Origin of the sequence: Chromobacterium sp. CV08 (assembly GCF_051129845.1) — a bacterium.
Lineage (GTDB): Bacteria > Pseudomonadota > Gammaproteobacteria > Burkholderiales > Chromobacteriaceae > Chromobacterium.
This window is the reverse complement of record NZ_CP150453.1, coordinates 259,283-277,885: the sequence shown is the minus strand read 5'-3', so window position 1 is coordinate 277,885 and position 18,603 is coordinate 259,283. Positions and strand designations below refer to the sequence as shown.

Below are 18,603 nucleotides of genomic sequence, written 5' to 3'. Positions count from 1 at the left end.
CGGGAAAGGAATCGCGATGAAGACACGCTATTGCGCGCTGTTGCTGCCGCCGTTGCTGGCGGCCTGCGCCACGCTGCCGACCGGCCCCACCGTGGCGGTGATGCCGGCGCCGGGCAAGCCGTTCGAAGTATTCGCCCAGGAAGAGCAGCAATGCCGCGCCTACGCCGCCGGCAACAGCGTCGACGGCAATCAGGCGGCCGGCAGCAGTCTCGCCGCCAATATGGCGCTGGGCACCGTGGTCGGCGCGGCGGCCGGCACGCTGATAGGCGGCAACCACCAGGGCGCCGGCGTCGGCGCCGGCATGGGTCTGCTGGCCGGCACCGCCGTCGGCGGCTCCAGCGGCGCCTACGCCGGCTACGACGCGCAGGCCCGCTACGACATCGCCTACCAGCAGTGCATGTACGCCAAGGGCAATCAGCTGCCGGGCCAGCGCCTGGCGCCGTCCTATCCGCCGCCGCGCGCCGGCTACCCGCCTCCGCCGATGTAGGCGATGCGCCGGCGCGACGCTTTTCGCCCGCGCAGGCATGCTCCGGTCAATTTATCCAGGCCGGGACAAACCAATTAACATATTGAAGGAAAAAGAGAATCTTCCGTACTAACAGCAGTCGAATCGTTGGCGATACTGGAAGTGCCCACCGGCGTTTCTTTCGCTTCACCGGGTCTGAAACTCAGGGGACAGCACATCCGTCAACAAGCAAAAAGGATCCCGCCATGTCCAGACTGTATACCTCCCTATTGGCCGGCCTGTTCCTGGCCACCGGCATCGCCAGCGCCCAGGATGCCAATTGCCGCCCGTTCGATACGGCCGTCGTGCAGCCCAGCGTGCCGCTGTCGCTGCACGATATGCGGATGATAGACGCGCCGGCCGCCCAGCAGGCCCCGACGCCCGCCCAACCGTAAACGCCATCGCGCCCGGCCGCGCGGCTGGGCGCCCGACTCCGCTCCACCCGCGTTACCGTGGCTGCGGGCCGCAGCCGCCAGACCGCCGTTCCACGTGGAACCATGCCCGGCCGGAACTATTGCTGCCTGCGCCGGCTATCTCGGGTATAGGCGCAGAAGCCCGGCTTCGGGCCTATCTTCGGATGGTTGCGGCAGGTATTGGGCCGCTTGTCGTAAATGGTGCACAGCCGGGTCCCGGCATCCAGGTACAGACAATCGCCGTTGGCGCGCTGCGCCAGCGTGAACAGGCTGTTCTTGAAATTGAAGTGCTGGATCACGCGCTGCTTCTCCAGCCGCTTGGCGATGTTCTTGATCGGCTCTTCCAGCTCGAACTCGTCGACGACGCCGATGCGGACCAGATCCGGCAGCTTCACTTCCACCGGCATCGTGCAACAGGACGCCATGCAGTCGCCGCACAGGCCGTTCTTGTACTTGATCCAGGTTTCCAAGCGGTTGACGTCGGCCATGGCTCATCCTTAACACATTGAATACGAAAAGCTTTCCCCTTACGGGAAAGCGCGCATTCTACGGTCGATGGCTCAGGACGGCAAGATGCCGGCCAACCGCCGCCTGGCTTCGGACGGACTTCGCGGCGCCAGCCAGACCGCGCCAGGATGCGCGCTCCTCAGCGTCGACAGCGCCAGGACGCGACGGGCATGGCCCCGCCACATCCACAGCAGCAAGGAATCGCGCGAAAACAGCGCGCCGCGCAGGGTCTCGCGGTTGCCATGCGCCAGCGCCTCCCTCCGCCAGGCCCGGCGCAGGCTGCGCCGCACGATGCGCCAGGCCAGCAGCAAACGGGGGTAGTCCAGCCAGATCACCAGTTCGGCGCGCGGCAGCAAGCACTCCAGCGCCGACAGATAGCCGCCTTCCGCCACCCAGCGCGGCTGCGCCGCCAGCGCCGCCACCTCGGCTGAAAAAGCGTCTCGCGGCGTCCAGCCCGGCCCCCAGAACAGCGCGTCAAGCTCCACCCGCGGCGCGCCGGATGCCTTGGCCAGCCGGACCGCCAGCGTACTCTTGCCCGCGCCGCTGCCGCCGACGATCAATATCCGGTCGGGCAATGGTCCTGTCATTGGTAATGCGCCGCCGCCCGCCGGATCTTGCCGGCCTCGTCGACCCACAGCACTTCGGCCGCCAGCCCGCGCGCGCCACGGTAGTGTATCGTCAGCGAATCCACCCCGGTCAGCGTCGCCAGGTGCTCGAAATGCAGCTCGGGCAGCCGCCGCAACGCCTCGGCCCAGTAGGCGGCCACCGCCGGCTTGCCCAGCAGCCGGCCGGACCGCTCTCCGGTCATTTCGGCGATATACGGCGAACGCATTTCGAAATCGTCGCGGTAATGCGCCAGGATGCGCGCCAGATCATGACTGTTCCAGGCCGCTATCCACTCCCGCGCCAGCGTCTCGGCAAATGTCTTGTCCAGCATCGGCGTCCCTCCTTGCGGTTTCAAACGCCAAGCCGGATGGACGGATGGCCGGCCCGCTTCGCGCGCGGCATCACCTCCGGCAGATAGATGGTCTGGATCGCGTCCAGCTTGCCGTGCGCCTCCCAGTGCGCGCGGCTTTCCCAATGCTCGACCAGCACGAACTGGCGCGGATCGGCCTCCGAATGGTAGGCCTCCCACAGCAGGCAACCCGGTTCGGCCAGGCACAGCGGCCGCATCCGCGCCAGCGCGGCGGCCACCTGCGCGATATCTTCGGCGGCGGAAACTTCCAGGGTGACGATCAGCGGAAACATGCGGGGTCCTTTGCGAAAAAAAAAACGGAAACGCCATGGTACCGGCAGGCTCTAGTCGGCCTCGTCCTCCCAGCACATCGCGGCGATGCGCCAGCCGTCGGCGCCGCGCACCAGCTGGAACAGCTTGGTGCCGCCGCCGGCATAGGGCTGGCCATGCAGGCGGCCGGCCTTGCGGTAGCGGCTGATCCGGCTGGCCAGCCTGCCTTCTATCCAGGTCTGCTCGCCGCTTTCCTGCTCGCAGAAATCGTCCAGTCCGCCGCCGCAGAGCAGGTCGCGGCGCGGCGCGATGAACGCCTCCAACGACCATTGCCGCGCCTCGGCGCCCTCCACCCTGGTGATCCGGCCGTCGGCGGTGAACATCGCGAAAATGCGGTCCAGATCGGGCCGGACGCCTCCGCGGTTGTCGAACAGCGCGAAAAACGCCGCGATCAGACGGTCTATCTCCGCCTTGTCCGACGCGCCGGCGTCAAATTCGCCTGTCGTCATTTGCTAGCCTCCCCAAGCTTCAAGCGGAAAAGGCGCGCCGCAAGCCTCAAGGTCCGGCCGCCCGCAACGTCGCCGGCGCGATCAGCCTGTGCATAGGCGTCACCGGCAGCATGTACAGGCGGCCCAGCAGATTGTGCACATGGACCACCGTGGTCAGCGTCAACACCGCGCCGCCATCGGCCTGTCGCGCGCGGTGCACCGACAGCACCACGTCCAGATGCTTGTCGCTGTCGCCGAGCAGGACCTCGTCCTCGCCGTTCTCCAGCAGCGTGAAGATGCCGACCCGGTCGCCGGGCAGGAACGCCTCCGGCGGCCGCGTCGCCACGTCGGACAGGCCGCCCAGGTCCTTCAGGCCGAACAGGCGCACGACGCGATTGCGCAAGCGCATGCAGTTTTCCACCCAGCGCGGCGTCGCGGCGGCCACGCGCAGGAACTGGCCCAGCGCCGACAACTGCGGCTCGGCGGCCCTGACCGACCAGGCGTCGGCGAAATCGGCGCCGGCCAGCCGCGCGGCGATGCGGCTGCCGGCCGGCGCGGAGGATGGATATACGGCATGGTTCATGGCGTCGCTCCCGTTTCGGACAGATGTCCGTATTATGCCATTGGCACCGGTCGGAATACGATCAACGGAATCGCCTGCTCGTCCGGATGGACGCCGGCGTGCACGCCGGACAGCCGCAAGGTCTTCTCGCCCGGCAAGGTGTCGCGCAGATTCCAGCCCGGCCTGGCGATCAGCGCGACGTCGCCGCAACGGCGCGCCAGTTCCGGATGCGCGGTCCCGGGACCGAAGACCCCGGCTGCCAGCAGCTCGGCGCCGGGCACGGCCCAACAGGCGTGGCCGAGGCGCTCGCGCGCCAGCTCGAGAAAGCGCCCGGCGAGGCCGGGCCGGACATGGCAGTAGGCCAGACGGGTCTCGCCCGACAACGGCCGCGCCAACAGCCCGTACAGTTCGGCGTCGGCGTCGACGTCCAGCCATTGCGTCGCCGGCGCGGCGACGAAACCGTGATCGGCGATGGCCACCACCGCGGCGTCGCAGGCCGCCGCCGCCTCCAGCAGCGCGGCGAAGGCGGCATCGATAGCGGCCAGCAGCCGCCGCGCCTGCGCCGAATCCGGCCCGCGCTCGTGCATCAGCGTGTCCAGCTGCGGCAGGTAGAGGTAGTGGAAACCCGGCGTCGTCGACCGCAGCCTCGCCTCCAAGCGGCGAAAACCGTCGTCCAGCCCGCGATAGGCGACGCGCTCGGCATCGCCGGCATGGAAACGGCTGCAAGGGGAATCGGCGATGAAATCCGGCAGCAGCAGCGCCGCCGGGCGGGCGAAACGCTCGAACAGCGGCGGCGCGCGGAACAGCGAATCGGCCAGCGCCTGCGGCGCGCTGGCGCTGCCCGCCGGATCGCGCACATATAGCGGCAGCGGCGCGATGATCTCGTCGCCGTGCAACTGGTGCCAGCCTATCAGCCCGTGCTCGGCCGGCGCGCGGCCGGTCAGCACCGTGGTAACGGCGGCGGCGGTGGTCGGCGGAAACACGCTGCCGATCTCGGCCCGCTGCTCGGCCAGCAGGCGGCTGTCCGGCCCGAGCCGCCGCAATTGGGCGGCGCCCAGGCCGTCTATCAGCAGCAGGCAGACGTGGCGGTGGCGGCCTATGCCGTCCAGCGCGTCGCCGCGCAGCGGCGCGTGGCCCAGATCGGGGCCGCCGAGCTCGCCGCTCAGCGTCCGCATCAGATTGAGCAGGCTTCCGCCGTCGTAGTCGGGCCAGGCGGCGCCGGGACAGGCCAGATCGGCCATCGCAGCCCTCATCGGAAGGTCGAAAACCCCATTCTCGACAGCGCGCGGCGCCGCGTCAACGCGAGGCGAGCGGCCGGCGGAACGGCCGCGGTAGCGCAGGCATGGCCTTGTCTAACAATCCGATACAGTCGGCTGCCGCATGGTTATAGTATGCTGCCCCATCTGTTTTGATCGGAGATGAACGCATGAAGCTCATATTTGTCATCATTTCGATGATTTTATCCGGATTGGCCGCGACCGCTCAGGCGGATACGTCCACCATAGTCGGCGGCGCGCTGGGCGGTGCCGCCGGGGCGGCGGTCGGCGAGGCCGTAGGCGGCCGCAACGGCGCCATCATCGGCGGCGCGGTGGGCGGCGGCGCCGGCGCGGCCATCGGCCACGACTACGGCCGCAAGGCCGAACCGACGAAGGAACGCAGCTATCGCAAGCATCGCCACCATCATCGCGGCTATCACTGCCCGCCGGGACAGGCGAAGAAGGGCCGCTGCTGATCGGCTGACGCCTCGCTGCCCCCGCGGCCTGGGCCAGCGCGCCCTGCTTCGTGTCGCGCTAGCCGCTCAGTATGAAAAACGGGACGCCATGCGTCCCGTTTTTCATTGCCGGCGCCTACCCGTCACGGCCAGCATCGCCGAGGCCTGGATCCGGCTCGAACCAGTCTTCGCCGAAAACCTCCATCGGATGCTGGGTGCGGCTGCTACCGTTGCCGCAGGCCATGTCCGAGGCCGGGCAATACTTGTCGCAGCCCCAGCAGATGCGCTCGGGATGACGGGGATGGAGGGGAAATTTCCTGGCGGTGGCGGCTGGCATGCTTTCATTGTGCGGCCGTCTCCGCTCCCCGGCATTGATCTGGAATAAGCGATCAGCGCGCGCTCACAGGACCAGCGCCAGCCAGCCCCACATCGCCAACAGCACGATGCAGGACGCCAGAAAGGCCAGGAAACGGTGGACCGGGTGATTGCGGCCCAGATGGATGGCGGTGTGGACCGCGCGCAGCGCGACATAGCTCCAGGCCAGCGCCAGCGGAAGCGGCGCGGTCAGGTTCTTGGCGATGACGATGGCGCCGAACACGTAGAACAGCACCGGGGCCTCGAACAGATTGGAGAAATTGCGCGCCAGCTTCAATTCTCCGTCCGGCGGCGTATCGCCCCGCATCAGCCGGTAATAGCGGCCGTCGACCCGGCCGGAGCGGGCGTTGGCGAAACGGCAGGAACCGAGGCGGATGCCGACGAAAAAGGTCAGCAGTACCAGCGCGAACATCGGATAGATCATCGTTGCCTCCTCATCGTGATAGGCCGGCGCCGGCAGCGGCTGATCGCCGTCTGCCCCCGCCTCGCGTCCGCCGACGATCTCCATTCCGCCTCCCCGAGCGCATGGGATGCGGCCGGACGAGGCCGGCCCGATGAGCAAGGATGCCACCGCGCCGAAAAAATGGAAATGTCATTCGAAAGCGCCGACGACGTGGCCGGCGCGATTGAATTTCTGTTGTCGGACAAGGCCGGCCGGATCACCGGCGCCGTGCTGGATATGGACGGCGGCGTGATGACGGGGAGGAATTAGGCCGGACAGACCGGTGTGCGGCGGAAAGCGGCCGATGCCGGAACAAGATCGTGAACAGGCTCTCAGTCCAGCCGCTTCACATCGCCGTTGCGCGGCGTCGCGTTCTCGTGAAGCAGGTCTTCCAGATACTGGGCCAGGCCGTCTTCGGCCACCCAGTCCGGGACGACGAAATCGGCGGGCCGGCGCTTGCCGTCGTTGCCGGGCAGGAAGGCCCGCCAGCCGGAGCCATGCCGTTCCACCGCGATGATCTGGCCATAGACCGTGAATCGATACGTTCGCATACCTGGGGCTCCGCTTGCGCTCAGGCGTTCATGATCGCAGATCGATCGCCGCCGGCACAACGCCCTGTCGCTGACCTTTTCGCCGTTTAGGTGCGTCGCCCCTTCGGGGTGAGGCTGGAGGGGCGTTTTACGGCCGCTGCTTGAAGAAGGTGATCGGCGCGGAAGCCGGAATCTCGGACGGCGGCGGCGATTTCAGCACGTGCTTCTTCATCTTGCCCATCACGTGCATCTCGCAGGGCCGGCATTCGAACTTCAGCGTATAGGTCTCGTCGCCCGACTTCAGGATCATCGGATCGGCGCGCACCTGGCCCATCACGCCCTTGACGCCCTTGGCCTGCTTCGGACACAGATTGTAGGAGAAGCGCAGGCAGTGCTTGGTGATCATCAGGCTGACCTCGCCCTCCTCCTGATGCGCCTCGTAGGCCGGCGCTATCACTTCGACGCCGTGCCGCTTGTAGAAGTCCCAGGCCAGCGCGTTGTAGACGTTGGCCAGATAGCTGAGCTCCTTCTGCGGGAAGGCGACCGGCGGCTCGACGGCGGCCTTGCGCGCCGGGCGGATCCAGGCGGCGGCGCGGGCGGCTTCCAGCTTCTCCGCCGCTTCGCGGCGCAGACCGTTGATGACGGAGGCCGGCACGAACCACGGCTGGCTCAGATTCAAGGACACGTCGTGCGCCTCGAACATGGTGTTGCCGAGCTTGGCGGCGGCGTCGCGCAGGCTCTGCTCGGCGCGGGCGGCGTCCTTGGCCGGCTCAAGCTGAAGCTCGGCGCGGGCGCTGGCGGTGCAGCCGTCGGCGTCGGTATAGCTGAGCTCCAGCCCGTCGGTGGTTTCGGACAGCGAGGCCCAGACGCCGACGCGGCGCTCGGCCGATTTCTTCAGCAGCGCCAGTTCCCAGGCGTGGTCGCGGTTGCGGCTGATGTCGACGCCGGGCTTCAGGCCTTGCAGCGCCGCCGGATCGTTGGGCTCGCAGCGCCACACCAAGAGCCCGCCCTCGGCCTTGCCCACCTGCTTGACGGTGTTCAGCTGCATGCCGACCACCTCGCGCTTCCTCATGAAGTTGATGCCGTCGCCGTTAGCCATCTGCTCGCTGGTGGCGATCTCCAGCCAGCCGTCGCCGACCTTGTGCACGGTGCCGAGGCCGACGCCGACGAACTTCGGCGAATCGAAGGCGCCGATGTCCTGCTTGCGGCCGGTGGCGAAGTAGTCGGTCGCGCCGCGGTGGAAGGTCTTGTCCGGGTCCGGCGTGAAGTGGATTTCGCTGCTGCCGCTGGCGGCCGGCGCCAGCTCCGGCCGGCGCTCGAAGATCTCGTCCAGCAGCATCCGGTAGTGGGCCGTGATGTTCTTGACGTAGCTGACGTCCTTGTAGCGCCCCTCTATCTTCAGCGAGCGCACGCCGGCGTCCAGCAGCGCTTCCAGGTTGGCGCTCTGGTTGTTGTCCTTCATCGACAGCAGGTGCTTGTCGAAAGCCACCACGCCGCCCTTCTCGTCGGTCAGCGTGTACGGCAGCCTACAGGCCTGCGAGCAGTCGCCGCGGTTGGCGCTGCGGCCGGTGTCGGCGTGGCTGATGTAGCACTGGCCGGAGAAGGCCACGCACAGCGCGCCGTGGATGAAGTATTCGATCGTCGCGGAATCGGCGACGCGGTCGGCGATCTTCCTGATCTGCGGAATCGTCAGCTCGCGCGCCAGCACGATTTGCGAAAAGCCGGCGTCGGACAGGAAGCGCGCCTTGTCGGCGTCGCGGATGTCGCACTGGGTGGACGCGTGCAGCTGGATAGGCGGCAGGTCCATCTGCAGGATGCCCATATCCTGGATGATCAGCGCGTCGACGCCGGCGTCGTAGAGCTGCCAGATCAGCTTGCGCGCGCCTTCCAGCTCGGCGTCGTGCAAGATGGTGTTCAGCGTGGTGAAGATGCGCGCGTGATAGCGGTGGGCGAAATCGCACAGCGCGGCGATGTCCTCGACGCTGTTGCAGGCGTTGTGGCGCGCGCCGAACGACGGCCCGCCGATATACACCGCGTCGGCGCCATGCAGGATGGCTTCGCGGCCGATTTCGGCGGTTTTGGCGGGTGACAGCAGTTCGACTTGGTGCGGCAACAGGCTCATGGCGGTTCCGGAATTCGCAAAGGGTTGGTTCACGCCGGCAGGCGGGCGCAGAAGTATAGCGGAATCATGGGCTTATAGGTAGCGGCACGCTAGGAAACGACAAAATCGCGTCGCCGGCCCGCGTCGGCGGCGCTAAGTGCGACTACCTAGGCCGCCCGATGCGCATTGCCTGGCCCTATGCCGGCTGCTACCCCGAAATATCGGGACCGCGTCCGCGCACCGCCTCGCCGCCCCGGTGTTCCTCGCCTGACCGTTTTGATCGTATCGCCCTGCCCTAGCTTCCTCGTTGCCGTCCGCCCGCCACGCGCGCGGACATTTTTTTGTTCGCATCCGTCGAGTATATTGCGCCGCAACAAGCCCGATATGCTCTGTTTCGAAAACCAGATTGGTATTCTATTGGATTGATTTTCAGACCCAATCACAAGCTGGTCTTTTTCGCGCAAAAATGCGGCATCTAAGCCGTTAAATCGATTGAATCTTCAATATCCAGGCAAAAAACAGGCCAGTAAAGTGATAAATCGCGGTAAAAATCGTACCGCATGGCAGCATTGCAACGCCATGACAATCGATTTTCACTGAGATAATCCAATACCATTTGAAGACCAATATAAGGCCAGATAAGGTGCCTCCAGGATTCCCGCAGACGGATTCCCCAATCGGACCTGGAGCACAAAAATGCACAAGCGACATCTTTGGCTGTTGGCGGCGCTGGCAGCGCTGTCCGGCCCCGCCCTGGCGGAAGAGGAACCTTCCGTCCCGCCGTCCAGCGACGGCCCCCCGTTGAAAGGCACCCAGAACGCGATTCCGGCCAGCGACGTCTACGACCTGCTGACCAAATCGGAAACCACCTTCAGCGCGCTGTACTACGGACGCGACCGGCAGGAAAAACAGCCCAATGACAGCAATGGCGGCGACATCCGCGTCAACGCGCTGAACCTGGGCCTGAACTTCAAGTCCGGCTACGCCTGGAACACGCTGGGCTTCGACGCCGCCGCGCACGCCTCGCTGCGGCTGAACAAGGGCATGGGCTTCTCCGAAGTGCTGTACCACGACTACAACGACATGAGCGATCCGGCGGAGGGCGGCGGCGGCAAGGACAAGAGCGACGCGGTGCTGAGCCAGGCGGCGCTGAAATTCCGCCAGCACCCGGACGGACAGGGCTTCTCCGCCCGCGCCGGCTACACCCCGATAGCGATCGGCGCGCTCGGCACCTCCGGCGGCCTGCAGTCGCACGCCTACCGCGGCTTCGAAGGCAAATACAAGCTGGGCGACTTCGAGCTCGGCTACGGCTGGGCCGACCAGTTCCGCAACGAATGGGACTACCGCTTCCGCGACATGACCAATTCCTGGGAGCAGGGCCGCAGCAAGGGCAGCCAGGCCAAAAAAATAGCCTACGTCAACAGCATAGGCTTGCGCTACGCGCCGGACGGGGCCTTCGTCGACATCGGCTTCGGCGAGGGCAAGGACTATCGCCGCACCGCTCAGATCGCCGGCTCCTACAGCTGGAAGCTGGCCGGCGGCGACACGCTGACCGGCGTCGCCTACTACTTCCAGGGCAAGGATCTGGCGCCGCTGGGCCTGCCCAACTCGCAACTGGCCTGGCATGCCAGCGCCAGTCTGAGCTACGCCAGCGGCGGCCTGACCCTGATGGCCGCGCTGGGCAAGAGCCGCAATCCGGACGGCGGCGAAGTCAATTTCCGCCTGACGCCGTACGGCAACAGCGACAACCGCAACTTCATCCAGACCTGGGGCCAGGACGACGACTTCGTCTGGGACGGCAGCCGGGTGGCGAAGCTGGGCGCGAGCTACGATTTCGCCAAGCAGGGCCTGCCCGGCCTCAGCGTCGGCATCAGCGGCAATTACGCCACCGGGCTGAAGAACCCCGGCGCGCCGGACAGCAAGGCGCGCGAGCTGGACCTGAGCGCCAGCTACGCGGTGCAGAACGGCCTGCTGAAGGGCGCCAGCATAGGCGTGTATCCGGCCTGGTATCGCTCCGGCGACTTCTACGGCAAGAAGGACCGCAACGACGTCAAGGTGATCGCCTCCTACAGCAAGACCTTCTGACGCGCGGCCGCCGGCGTTTGCGGCGGCTGCCGTCTTCGCCGGCAGCGCCGCAGAATTGCATATGGCATGATTCGGCCAGGACCCGCCGGACCGTCATGGACCGGCCGCGGCGGAATCGATCCCCCCACCGAGGAGCAATCAGATGTCCCGACTCGCGCTGAAGCACATCGGCAAGGTGTATGACAACGGCCACGTCGCGATCGACGACGTCAGCCTGGAGATGGCCGACGGCGAATTCATGGTCTTCGTCGGCCCGTCCGGCTGCGGCAAGTCGACCTTGTTGCGGATGATAGCCGGGCTGGAGGACATCAGTTCCGGCGAGCTGTGGATAGACGACAAGCTGGCCAACGACATCGAGCCGGCCAAGCGCGGCCTGGCGATGGTGTTCCAGAGCTACGCGCTGTATCCGCACATGACGGTGCGCGACAATATGGCCTTCAGCCTGAAGCTGGCCGGCCATCGCCGGGCCGAGATCGACGCCGCGGTGCGCCGCGCCGCGCAGACGCTGCAGATCGAGCACCTGCTGGACCGCAAGCCCAAGGCGCTGTCCGGCGGCCAGCGCCAGCGCGTCGCGATAGGCCGCGCCATCGTCCGCCGGCCCGGCGTCTTCCTGTTCGACGAACCGTTGTCCAATCTGGACGCCTCGCTCAGGGTGCAGATGCGGATAGAGCTGGCGCGGCTGCACCAGGAGCTGGGCAGCACGATGATCTACGTCACCCACGACCAGGTGGAGGCGATGACCATGGGCAACCGCATCGCGGTGTTCAACGCCGGCCGCGTCGAACAGGTGGGCGCGCCGCTCGAGCTGTACCAGCGCCCGGCCAACCGCTTCGTCGCCGGCTTCCTCGGCGCGCCGCGGATGAACTTCATGCCGGCGCGCGCGCTGGGCCGTCACGCCGGCGGCCTGGAGCTGGAGCTGCCGGGCGGATTCCGGCTGGCGCTGCCATTCATCGGGGCGGGCTCCGACGAGCTGACGCTGGGCGTGCGAGCCGAACACCTGCGCTTCGCCGAGGCCGGCCTCGCGGCGACGGTGCAGCTGGTCGAGCATCTGGGCGACCAGCAGATCGTCTACCTGCGGCACGCGGGCGAAGGCGAGACGATCGCGATGAAGCTGCCCGGCCACGAGGCCGAGCCCCGGCCCGGCGAACGCCGTTTCATCGCGCCGGATCCGCTCCACTGCCATCTGTTCGACGGCGACGGCCTGGCGCTGGAACGGCCGGAGCCGGCGTTGCGGCCGGCGGCCGAACTGAGCGCGTGACGCCGGCAACCCGCCGGATTTATCCACAGGAAAGCACAGACTTCATATTTATCCACAAGCGCCGGCCGCTCAGGCCCAGCCACGGTCATCAGCCAACCCATCGACCGATGCCGCCGCCAAGGAATCGATGAAAATCCGCGCGACGATCATTGCCCGCTTGCCGGCGGCCGGCGGCAGGGACCTACTTATCCACAGCGATCCGCTTTGTGCGAACTTATCCACAGCCTGCCCCCCAGTCCGCATCCCACTGTCCGATTGGTGGGAAGTGATTGAAATAAATAGGTAAATATTCGTAAGACATCTCGAACTACCCTACAACTAGAACAGAATCGTCTTGTCGGGAGTTCGCATGAGCCGCCATTCCTCGCTGGCCAGACAGCTGGCCGCCCTGGTCGGTCTGGTGATCGCCATTCTGCTGGCCACCGCCGTGTTCTCGCTGGTCCAGCTGTGGGGCGGCATCCGCGCCTTCCGCGACCAGGTCGGCGCCGACCAGCAGAGCGTGCGTCAGGTGCTGACGATGCAGGTGGACTTCAAAAAGCAGGTACAGGAATGGAAGGACACGCTGCTGCGCGGCCAGGATCCGGCCAAGCAGGCCAAATACTGGGGCAATTTCCAGCAACGCGAGCAGCAGGTTCGCGACGAGGGCAACCGGCTGGCGGCCTCGGTCGGCGATCCCGACGCGCAACGGCTGTTGCGGCAGTTCGTCGCCGCCCACCAGAAGATGGGCGACGATTACCGCAAGGGACTGGACGCCTACCGGCAGGCCGGCGCCGATTTCAAGGCCGGCGACAAGCAGGTGGCCGGCATGGACAGGCCGCCGACCGAATTGCTGACCCAGGTCAGCGAGCTGCTGGACAAGCGCGCCGCCGCCACCGCCGCCGCCGCGGAACAGGGCGCCGACAGCGCGCTGTGGCGCGCCGGCGTCGCGATGGCACTCGGCGCGCTGCTGGGGATGACCTTCTTCCTGTACTACATCAAGCACACGCTGATCCTGCGCACCCGCCGGCTGGTCGAAGAGCTGGACCGCCTGCGCCAGGGCGACTTCACCCACCCGCTGCATCACGACAAGATGGACGAGATCGGCCAGATCGCCGCCTGCGGCGAGGCGGTGCGCGCCAATCTGGGCGCGCTGATCGGCAAACTGAGCGCCGCCGCCTCCGAAGTCAGCCACACCAGCCAGGAGCTGAGCCGGGCCGCCCATCTGCTGGCCCAGAGCGCCGAGACGCAGAACGACTCGATCGCCAGCAACGCCGCCTCGGTGGAGCAGATGGCCACCAGCATAGACACCATCGCCAACCAGACCGCCGCGATCAGCGACGATTCGGCCGCCAGCGCCGAGCAGACCCGCGCCGGCCTCGACGAAATGGCCAAGCTGCAACAGCAGGCCCAGGTGATGGACGCGGTGATGGGCAAGGTCGACAACGCGTCGCAGGCGTTCCAGAACAGCACTCAGGCCATCAATCAGCTGACAGGCCAGATCAAGGAGATCGCCGAGCAGACCAATCTGTTGGCGCTGAACGCGGCGATAGAGGCGGCGCGCGCCGGCGAGGCCGGTCGCGGCTTCGCCGTCGTGGCCGACGAGGTGCGCAAGCTGGCGGAAAACTCGGCCAAGGCCGCCAGCGAGATCAAGGACGTCACCACCCGGCTGAGCCAGGACGCGCAGGCGGTGGGCAGCTCGGTGCAGAACGGCATCGTCTCCACCCAGCAAAGCCGCGACACCATAGAATCGGTGCTGGCCAATCTGAGCGCCGCCAGCGACAGCGTGCACGAAGCCAGCAACGGTGTCGGCGAAATCCGCGACGCCATCGCCGAGCAGAAGGCCGCCTGCAACAGCATCGCCCACCGCATTGAGACGGTGGCGCAGATGGTCGCCGACAACTCCCAGGCCACCAACGACCTGCGCGGCATGGTCGCCAGCCTCAGCGGCCTGGCCGAACAGATGCAGACCATGGTCGGCCAGTTCAGGCTGTAGCGTCGAAGACCGGCTCCATGGCGCACAGCCGGAAACGGACCAGCCGGCCGGCATGCGGCCGCAGCCGCTCCGCCAGCCAGTCGATGCCGGGCTCGCCGGACGGGAAGCCGGCGCCCGGCCGCTCGCTGACGAAAACCGCGTTGCGGCTGCCCTCCGTCAACTTGAAGCGGTCCGATTCCAGCCAGTTCAGGCAGCGGCACACAACCTCGCGCGCGCCGTTCAGCCACACGGCCTCGCCCGGCAGCGGCGTTTGCGGCTCCCCGCCCCCCAATGGCAGGAAGACCTCGTCGCCGCGCGCCAGGTCCAGCAGCAGCCCGGCGCCCAGCCTGTCCACGTCCTCGCCGCCGAACGGCGCCAGACTGATCAGCGAAGCCTGGTTGTACAGGTCCACCAGCGGCAGGATGCTGCGCAGCTTGTCCTTCTGCGCCGCCTTGACCAGGTATTCCAGCGAGCAGCGCGCCTTTTTGTCGCCGGGCAACGCCTTGTAAAGCCGCTTCCAGTCCTGCAGCAGCGCATCCGGATCCTGCGCCGTCTCCGGCAACGCCGGCGGCCGCGCCGGCAGCGCGGCGGCATCGAGGTCCAGGGCCAGCAGCCCGCTCACTTCCATTTCCGGCATCGCCTCCAGCAAGGCCGGGCTCAAAATCACGCGCATATCGACTCCGTTGATCGCTATCGGGACCATGCTAGCCAAAGTGCCGCCGGCTGTGAAACGACAATATCTAATGGGGCATTAGAACCTGTTTACGATCTTTCTGCGGCAGATGCAGGACGCGGAAAGCGGCCCGCCGCGATGCCGTCGTTCACGGCAAGGGCGGTTGACAGCGCCATCCGCCGCGGCGAAATCTGCAAGACCGGCCGCGCCCTAGCGCCGACACTGGGCCATCCCCCCACGAAGGAGTCCTCGATGCGCGGTCTTTCCTCCCTGCTCGTCGCGCGGGCAGCCATCTCGGCGGGCCGAGGCCCGGCAGCGGCGCCCTCGTCCCCGCTGGTCGACCGTCTGAACGGCCTCGGCAATATTCCCGCCGAGGCGCCGCGCTTCCGTCCGGTCGTCGTCGGCGGCGGCAGTCTGTGGAACCGCATGCGCATGTTGGCGGCCAATCCGTTCGAGAAGACGCTGAACGCCCACGGCGGCGCCGACCGGAAACTGGCCTTCGATCAGAAACAGGCGGTGCTGACGCCGTGCCGCGCCGATTTGGCCAAGCTGGGATTGCGCGATATGAAGCAGGGCGTATGCAACGGCCTGTCCTATGCCTGGGCCGAGGAACAGCTGAAGACCGGCGACGGCGCGCGCACGCTGCAATGGATAGGCCAGGTGGCCGCCAGCGCCAGCCTGGTGCGCGGCGCGCGCGACGGCGCGGTCCCGTCGCCGCTCAGCCAGGCACGCATCCCGCTGCTCAATCAGCTGAAGAAGATGCAGGACTTCCAGTTCAACCGCTTCATCGACAGCGGCAGCGCCAAGCAGGACATGCTCAACTACCTGCTGGCGGTCGACGACTGGGCCGGACGCAACGGCGTCAAGGCCCGCGTCGACATCCTCCATCCCGGCGCCACGCCCGCCGAACGCCAGCTGTGCGCGCGCCTGCCCGCCGACGAAGACGGCGCGCTGGTATTCCGCACCGGCGAGCATACGATGGCGATGTCCAGCCGCGGCGGCATATACAGCTTCTTCGAGCCGAATTACGGCATGGCCAGCTTCCGGGACAGGGAGCGCTTCGACGATTTCGTCGTCGCCTTCCTGCAGGCCGAGGGCCACGCGCCACCGTTCATGCTGACCGAATTGCGGCCGGATCCGTCGGCCCGGCCCAGGCCGACGGCGCTGGCCGAACTCGCCGACATCGGCTGAGGCAAGAAAAAAGCCCGGCCAAAGCCGGGCTTCATCGCCATCAGCGGATCAGGCGCTCAGCGCCTCGCTGCGGGCCGACGCCCGCGCGGCCAGCCAGGCGTCCACCACCTCGGCGGCATCGGCCGGCAGGTGCAGCTTGAGCTTGGAACGGCGCCACAGGATGTCGTCGCTGCGCGTCGCCCATTCGACGTCGGCCAGGTAGGCGAGCTCGGCCTCGTACAAGCCCGGCAGCACTTCCCTGCCCAGGCCGGCCAGGCTGTCCGCGCCGCCGATCAGCTTGCCGACGCGGGTGCCGTAGGCGCGCGCCCAGCGCTCGGCCAGCTCGGCCGGCAGCCACGGGTGGCGCATGCGCAGACTCTGCAGGAAGCGGCCGAAATCGGCGCCGGGCATGTCGCCGCCGGGCAGCGGCGCCCCGGCGGTCCAGCTCGGCTTGCGGTTGCCGAGCAGCGGCGCGATCTTGTCCACCGCCTCCTCCGCCAGCTTGCGGAAGGTGGTGATCTTGCCGCCGAACACCGACAACAGCGGCGCGCCGGCCAGATCCATCTCCAGCGAATAGTCGCGGGTGACGCTGGAGGCGTTGTCTGAGGCGTCGTCCAGCAACGGACGCACGCCGGAATACGTCGACAGCACGTCGTCCGGACCGATCTGGGCGCGGAAATAGCGGTTGCTCATCCGGCACAGATAGGCGATCTCGTCGCCGTCTATCGCCACTTCGCCCGGATCGCCGCGGTATTCGACGTCGGTGGTGCCGATCAGCGTGAATTCCTTCTCGTACGGGATCGCGAAGATGATGCGCTGGTCCGGATTCTGGAAGATGTAGGCGAACGGATGGTCGAACAGCTTCTTCACGACGATGTGGCTGCCCTTGACCAGGCGGATCGACTTGCCGGACGGCATCGCCAGCTTGTCCTCGATCAGGCTCTGCACCCACGGGCCGGCGGCGTTGACCAGCGCGCGCGCGCGCACCTCGAAGCGGCTACCGTCCTCGCGCTCCAGCGTGCACAGCCAGTGGCCGTCGTTGCGGCGCGCCGCGACGCAGGCGGTGCGGGTATGGATTCTGGCTCCGTTCTCTGCCGCGTCCATCGCGTTCAGCACCACCAGGCGCGCGTCCTGCACCCAGCCGTCCGAATAGACGAAGCCGCGCTTGAACGACTGCTGCAACGGACCGCCCGACGGATGTTTGGCGAAGCTGACCGTTTCCGACCCCGGCAGCACTTCGCGTCGGGCCAGATGGTCGTACAGGAACAGGCCGGCGCGTATCATCCACTCCGGCCGCTGGTCGCGCGCGTGCGGCATCACGAAACGCAGCGGCCAGATGATGTGCGGCGCCGCCTTCAGCAGCACCTCGCGCTCCTGCAGCGCCTTGCGCACCAGGCCGAACTCGTAATGTTCCAGATAGCGCAGGCCGCCGTGGATCAGCTTGGTGCTGGCCGACGAGGTGTGCGAAGCCAGATCGTCCTTTTCGCACAGCATTACCGACAGGCCGCGTCCGGCGGCATCGCGCGCGATGCCGGCGCCGTTGATACCGCCGCCGATCACCATCAAGTCATATACGTCCATTGCCCGATCCTTGCTTTGATCCATGTCGCCCATTCTATCCACAATAGCTAACAGCGAACATGAATAACACATTTTTCTTTCGTTATTTTTTCGTTTTTACGACACTCATCCGGTAAAAAGAACAAGTCAGTCAAGTCGAGAGGGAAGGGAATGACAAGTCATCGCCTTGCAAGGCAATAAGATCAGCCGGATGGCCACAGGCGGGCGCTGAAGAGGAAAAACGAATGAAAAAGGAAAACGGCGCGCCCGAAAGCGCGCCGCGAAAACCGATTACAGCGTATAGGCCAGGGCCGCCAGCGTGCCGCCGATCAGCGAGCCGAGCACCGGCACCCAGGCATAGCCCCAGTCGCTGTCGCGCTTGCCCGGAATCGGCAGGATGGCGTGCATGATGCGCGGCGCCAGATCGCGCGCCGGGCTCATCGCGTAGCCGGTGGTCCCGCCCAGAGACACGCCGATGCCGAGCACCAGCAGCGCGACCGGCAGCGCGTCTATCGCGCCCAGCGACATCTTGGGCGCCACCATGGACAGGATGGCGAACACCAGGACGAAGGTGGCGACGATCTCGGACACCAGATTGCCCGGCAGGCTGCGGATCGCCGGACCGGTGCAGAAGGTGGCCAGCTTGGTGTCGGCGCAGTCGGTGGTCTCGTAGTGCTTGCGGTAGATCAGCCACATCAGGCCGGCGCCGGCCATGCCGCCCAGCATCTGCGCGGCGACGTAGCCCGGCACCTTGTCCCACGGGAACTTGCCGGCCACGGCCAGCGCCACCGACACCGCCGGGTTCAGGTGGGCGCCGCTGATCGCCGCCACGCTGAACACGCCGACGAACACCGCCATCGCCCAGCCGAAGGCCACGACGATCAGCCCGCTGTCGTGGCCCTTGGTGTTCTTCAGCAGCACATTGGCCACCACGCCGTTGCCCAGCAACACCAGCAAGGCGGTGCCGATGAATTCACCCATCAAAGGATTCATGATTGTCTCTTTCCAACGTAAAGGATGCGTCCGCCGTCTGATGCGGCGGCTCAC

General features: G+C 66.8%; 22 protein-coding genes. 8 read left to right on the top strand and 14 right to left on the bottom strand.

The window, feature by feature from the left end; genetic code table 11:
- Positions 1-16 precede the first annotated feature (16 nt).
- Both WNM05_RS01330 and WNM05_RS01325 read left to right on the top strand, forming a co-directional pair.
- Positions 17-487, top strand: coding sequence for a glycine zipper family protein (locus tag WNM05_RS01330; RefSeq protein WP_434631834.1), 471 nt, complete (start codon positions 17-19; stop codon positions 485-487).
- A gap of 224 nt (positions 488-711) precedes the next feature.
- Entirely contained in the window at positions 712-900 is a 189-nt protein-coding gene (locus WNM05_RS01325; protein WP_434631832.1) for a hypothetical protein, read from the top strand.
- Between the two features lie 116 nt (positions 901-1,016).
- On the opposite strand, the gene WNM05_RS01320 is transcribed toward WNM05_RS01325, so the two are convergent.
- From WNM05_RS01320 to WNM05_RS01290, 7 genes are all read right to left on the bottom strand, one after another.
- Entirely contained in the window at positions 1,017-1,406 is a 390-nt protein-coding gene (locus tag WNM05_RS01320) for a YkgJ family cysteine cluster protein (RefSeq protein ID WP_434631830.1), read from the bottom strand.
- Positions 1,407-1,478: 72 nt separating this feature from the next.
- Complete coding sequence (locus WNM05_RS01315) at positions 1,479-2,012, bottom strand: hypothetical protein (protein WP_434631828.1); 534 nt, start codon at positions 2,010-2,012, stop codon at positions 1,479-1,481.
- Complete coding sequence (locus WNM05_RS01310) at positions 2,009-2,362, bottom strand: nuclear transport factor 2 family protein (RefSeq protein WP_434631826.1); 354 nt, start codon at positions 2,360-2,362, stop codon at positions 2,009-2,011. Before WNM05_RS01310 ends, WNM05_RS01315 begins: the two co-directional genes overlap by 4 nt.
- 20 nt (positions 2,363-2,382) lie before the next feature.
- On the bottom strand, positions 2,383-2,673 hold the full coding sequence (locus WNM05_RS01305) for a putative quinol monooxygenase (protein ID WP_434631824.1): 291 nt from the start codon (positions 2,671-2,673) through the stop codon (positions 2,383-2,385).
- A gap of 51 nt (positions 2,674-2,724) precedes the next feature.
- A complete protein-coding gene (locus WNM05_RS01300; RefSeq protein ID WP_434631822.1) occupies positions 2,725-3,159 on the bottom strand; it encodes a hypothetical protein in 435 nt (144 codons plus the stop codon).
- A gap of 46 nt (positions 3,160-3,205) precedes the next feature.
- Positions 3,206-3,721 (bottom strand): DUF2867 domain-containing protein, encoded by a 516-nt coding sequence (locus WNM05_RS01295; protein WP_434631820.1) that lies wholly within the window; start codon positions 3,719-3,721, stop codon positions 3,206-3,208.
- Positions 3,722-3,753: 32 nt separating this feature from the next.
- Positions 3,754-4,953 (bottom strand): alkaline phosphatase family protein, encoded by a 1,200-nt coding sequence (locus tag WNM05_RS01290; protein ID WP_434631818.1) that lies wholly within the window; start codon positions 4,951-4,953, stop codon positions 3,754-3,756.
- Between the two features lie 173 nt (positions 4,954-5,126).
- Here WNM05_RS01290 and WNM05_RS01285 point away from each other — a divergent pair, with 173 nt between their 5' ends.
- The gene (locus WNM05_RS01285; RefSeq protein WP_434631816.1) at positions 5,127-5,432 is read left to right on the top strand and encodes a glycine zipper domain-containing protein; all 306 of its coding nucleotides are present in this window, start codon (positions 5,127-5,129) and stop codon (positions 5,430-5,432) included.
- 115 nt (positions 5,433-5,547) lie between these two features.
- Here WNM05_RS01285 and WNM05_RS01280 read toward each other — a convergent pair whose 3' ends face one another.
- Positions 5,548-5,748, bottom strand: a complete 201-nt coding sequence (locus WNM05_RS01280) for a DUF3079 domain-containing protein (protein ID WP_434631814.1) — start codon at positions 5,746-5,748, stop codon at positions 5,548-5,550.
- Positions 5,749-5,811: 63 nt separating this feature from the next.
- Positions 5,812-6,294, bottom strand: coding sequence for an MAPEG family protein (locus tag WNM05_RS01275; protein WP_434631812.1), 483 nt, complete (start codon positions 6,292-6,294; stop codon positions 5,812-5,814).
- 81 nt (positions 6,295-6,375) lie between these two features.
- On the opposite strand from WNM05_RS01275, the gene WNM05_RS01270 reads away from it, so the two are divergent.
- Positions 6,376-6,498: a hypothetical protein gene (locus WNM05_RS01270; RefSeq protein WP_434631810.1), complete on the top strand. Its 123-nt coding sequence runs from the start codon at positions 6,376-6,378 to the stop codon at positions 6,496-6,498.
- A 62-nt stretch (positions 6,499-6,560) separates the two neighbouring features.
- Here the strand turns inward: WNM05_RS01270 and WNM05_RS01265 are convergent, their stop codons facing one another.
- The gene (locus tag WNM05_RS01265) at positions 6,561-6,779 is read right to left on the bottom strand and encodes a DUF7661 family protein (RefSeq protein ID WP_434631808.1); all 219 of its coding nucleotides are present in this window, start codon (positions 6,777-6,779) and stop codon (positions 6,561-6,563) included.
- 127 nt (positions 6,780-6,906) lie between these two features.
- The gene (locus tag WNM05_RS01260; RefSeq protein ID WP_434631806.1) at positions 6,907-8,880 is read right to left on the bottom strand and encodes a peptidase U32 family protein; all 1,974 of its coding nucleotides are present in this window, start codon (positions 8,878-8,880) and stop codon (positions 6,907-6,909) included.
- A gap of 675 nt (positions 8,881-9,555) precedes the next feature.
- Between WNM05_RS01260 and WNM05_RS01255 the strand changes: the two genes are divergently transcribed.
- The 3 genes from WNM05_RS01255 (at position 9,556) to WNM05_RS01245 (ending at position 14,174) form a co-directional block, all read left to right on the top strand.
- A complete protein-coding gene (locus tag WNM05_RS01255; protein ID WP_434631804.1) occupies positions 9,556-10,944 on the top strand; it encodes an OprD family outer membrane porin in 1,389 nt (462 codons plus the stop codon).
- A 142-nt stretch (positions 10,945-11,086) separates the two neighbouring features.
- The gene (locus WNM05_RS01250) at positions 11,087-12,202 is read left to right on the top strand and encodes an ABC transporter ATP-binding protein (protein WP_434631803.1); all 1,116 of its coding nucleotides are present in this window, start codon (positions 11,087-11,089) and stop codon (positions 12,200-12,202) included.
- A 349-nt stretch (positions 12,203-12,551) separates the two neighbouring features.
- Complete coding sequence (locus WNM05_RS01245) at positions 12,552-14,174, top strand: methyl-accepting chemotaxis protein (RefSeq protein WP_434631801.1); 1,623 nt, start codon at positions 12,552-12,554, stop codon at positions 14,172-14,174.
- Here WNM05_RS01245 and WNM05_RS01240 read toward each other — a convergent pair.
- Positions 14,164-14,826: a B3/B4 domain-containing protein gene (locus WNM05_RS01240; protein ID WP_434631799.1), complete on the bottom strand. Its 663-nt coding sequence runs from the start codon at positions 14,824-14,826 to the stop codon at positions 14,164-14,166. The genes WNM05_RS01245 and WNM05_RS01240 overlap by 11 nt on opposite strands.
- A gap of 252 nt (positions 14,827-15,078) precedes the next feature.
- Here WNM05_RS01240 and WNM05_RS01235 point away from each other — a divergent pair, with 252 nt between their 5' ends.
- A complete protein-coding gene (locus tag WNM05_RS01235) occupies positions 15,079-16,017 on the top strand; it encodes a YopT-type cysteine protease domain-containing protein (protein ID WP_434631797.1) in 939 nt (312 codons plus the stop codon).
- A 48-nt stretch (positions 16,018-16,065) separates the two neighbouring features.
- Here the strand turns inward: WNM05_RS01235 and glpD are convergent, their stop codons facing one another.
- Both glpD and WNM05_RS01225 read right to left on the bottom strand, forming a co-directional pair.
- Entirely contained in the window at positions 16,066-17,577 is a 1,512-nt protein-coding gene (gene glpD, locus WNM05_RS01230; protein ID WP_434631795.1) for a glycerol-3-phosphate dehydrogenase, read from the bottom strand.
- A 270-nt stretch (positions 17,578-17,847) separates the two neighbouring features.
- Entirely contained in the window at positions 17,848-18,549 is a 702-nt protein-coding gene (locus WNM05_RS01225) for an MIP/aquaporin family protein (protein WP_101710191.1), read from the bottom strand.
- Between the last annotated feature and the right edge of the window lie 54 nt (positions 18,550-18,603).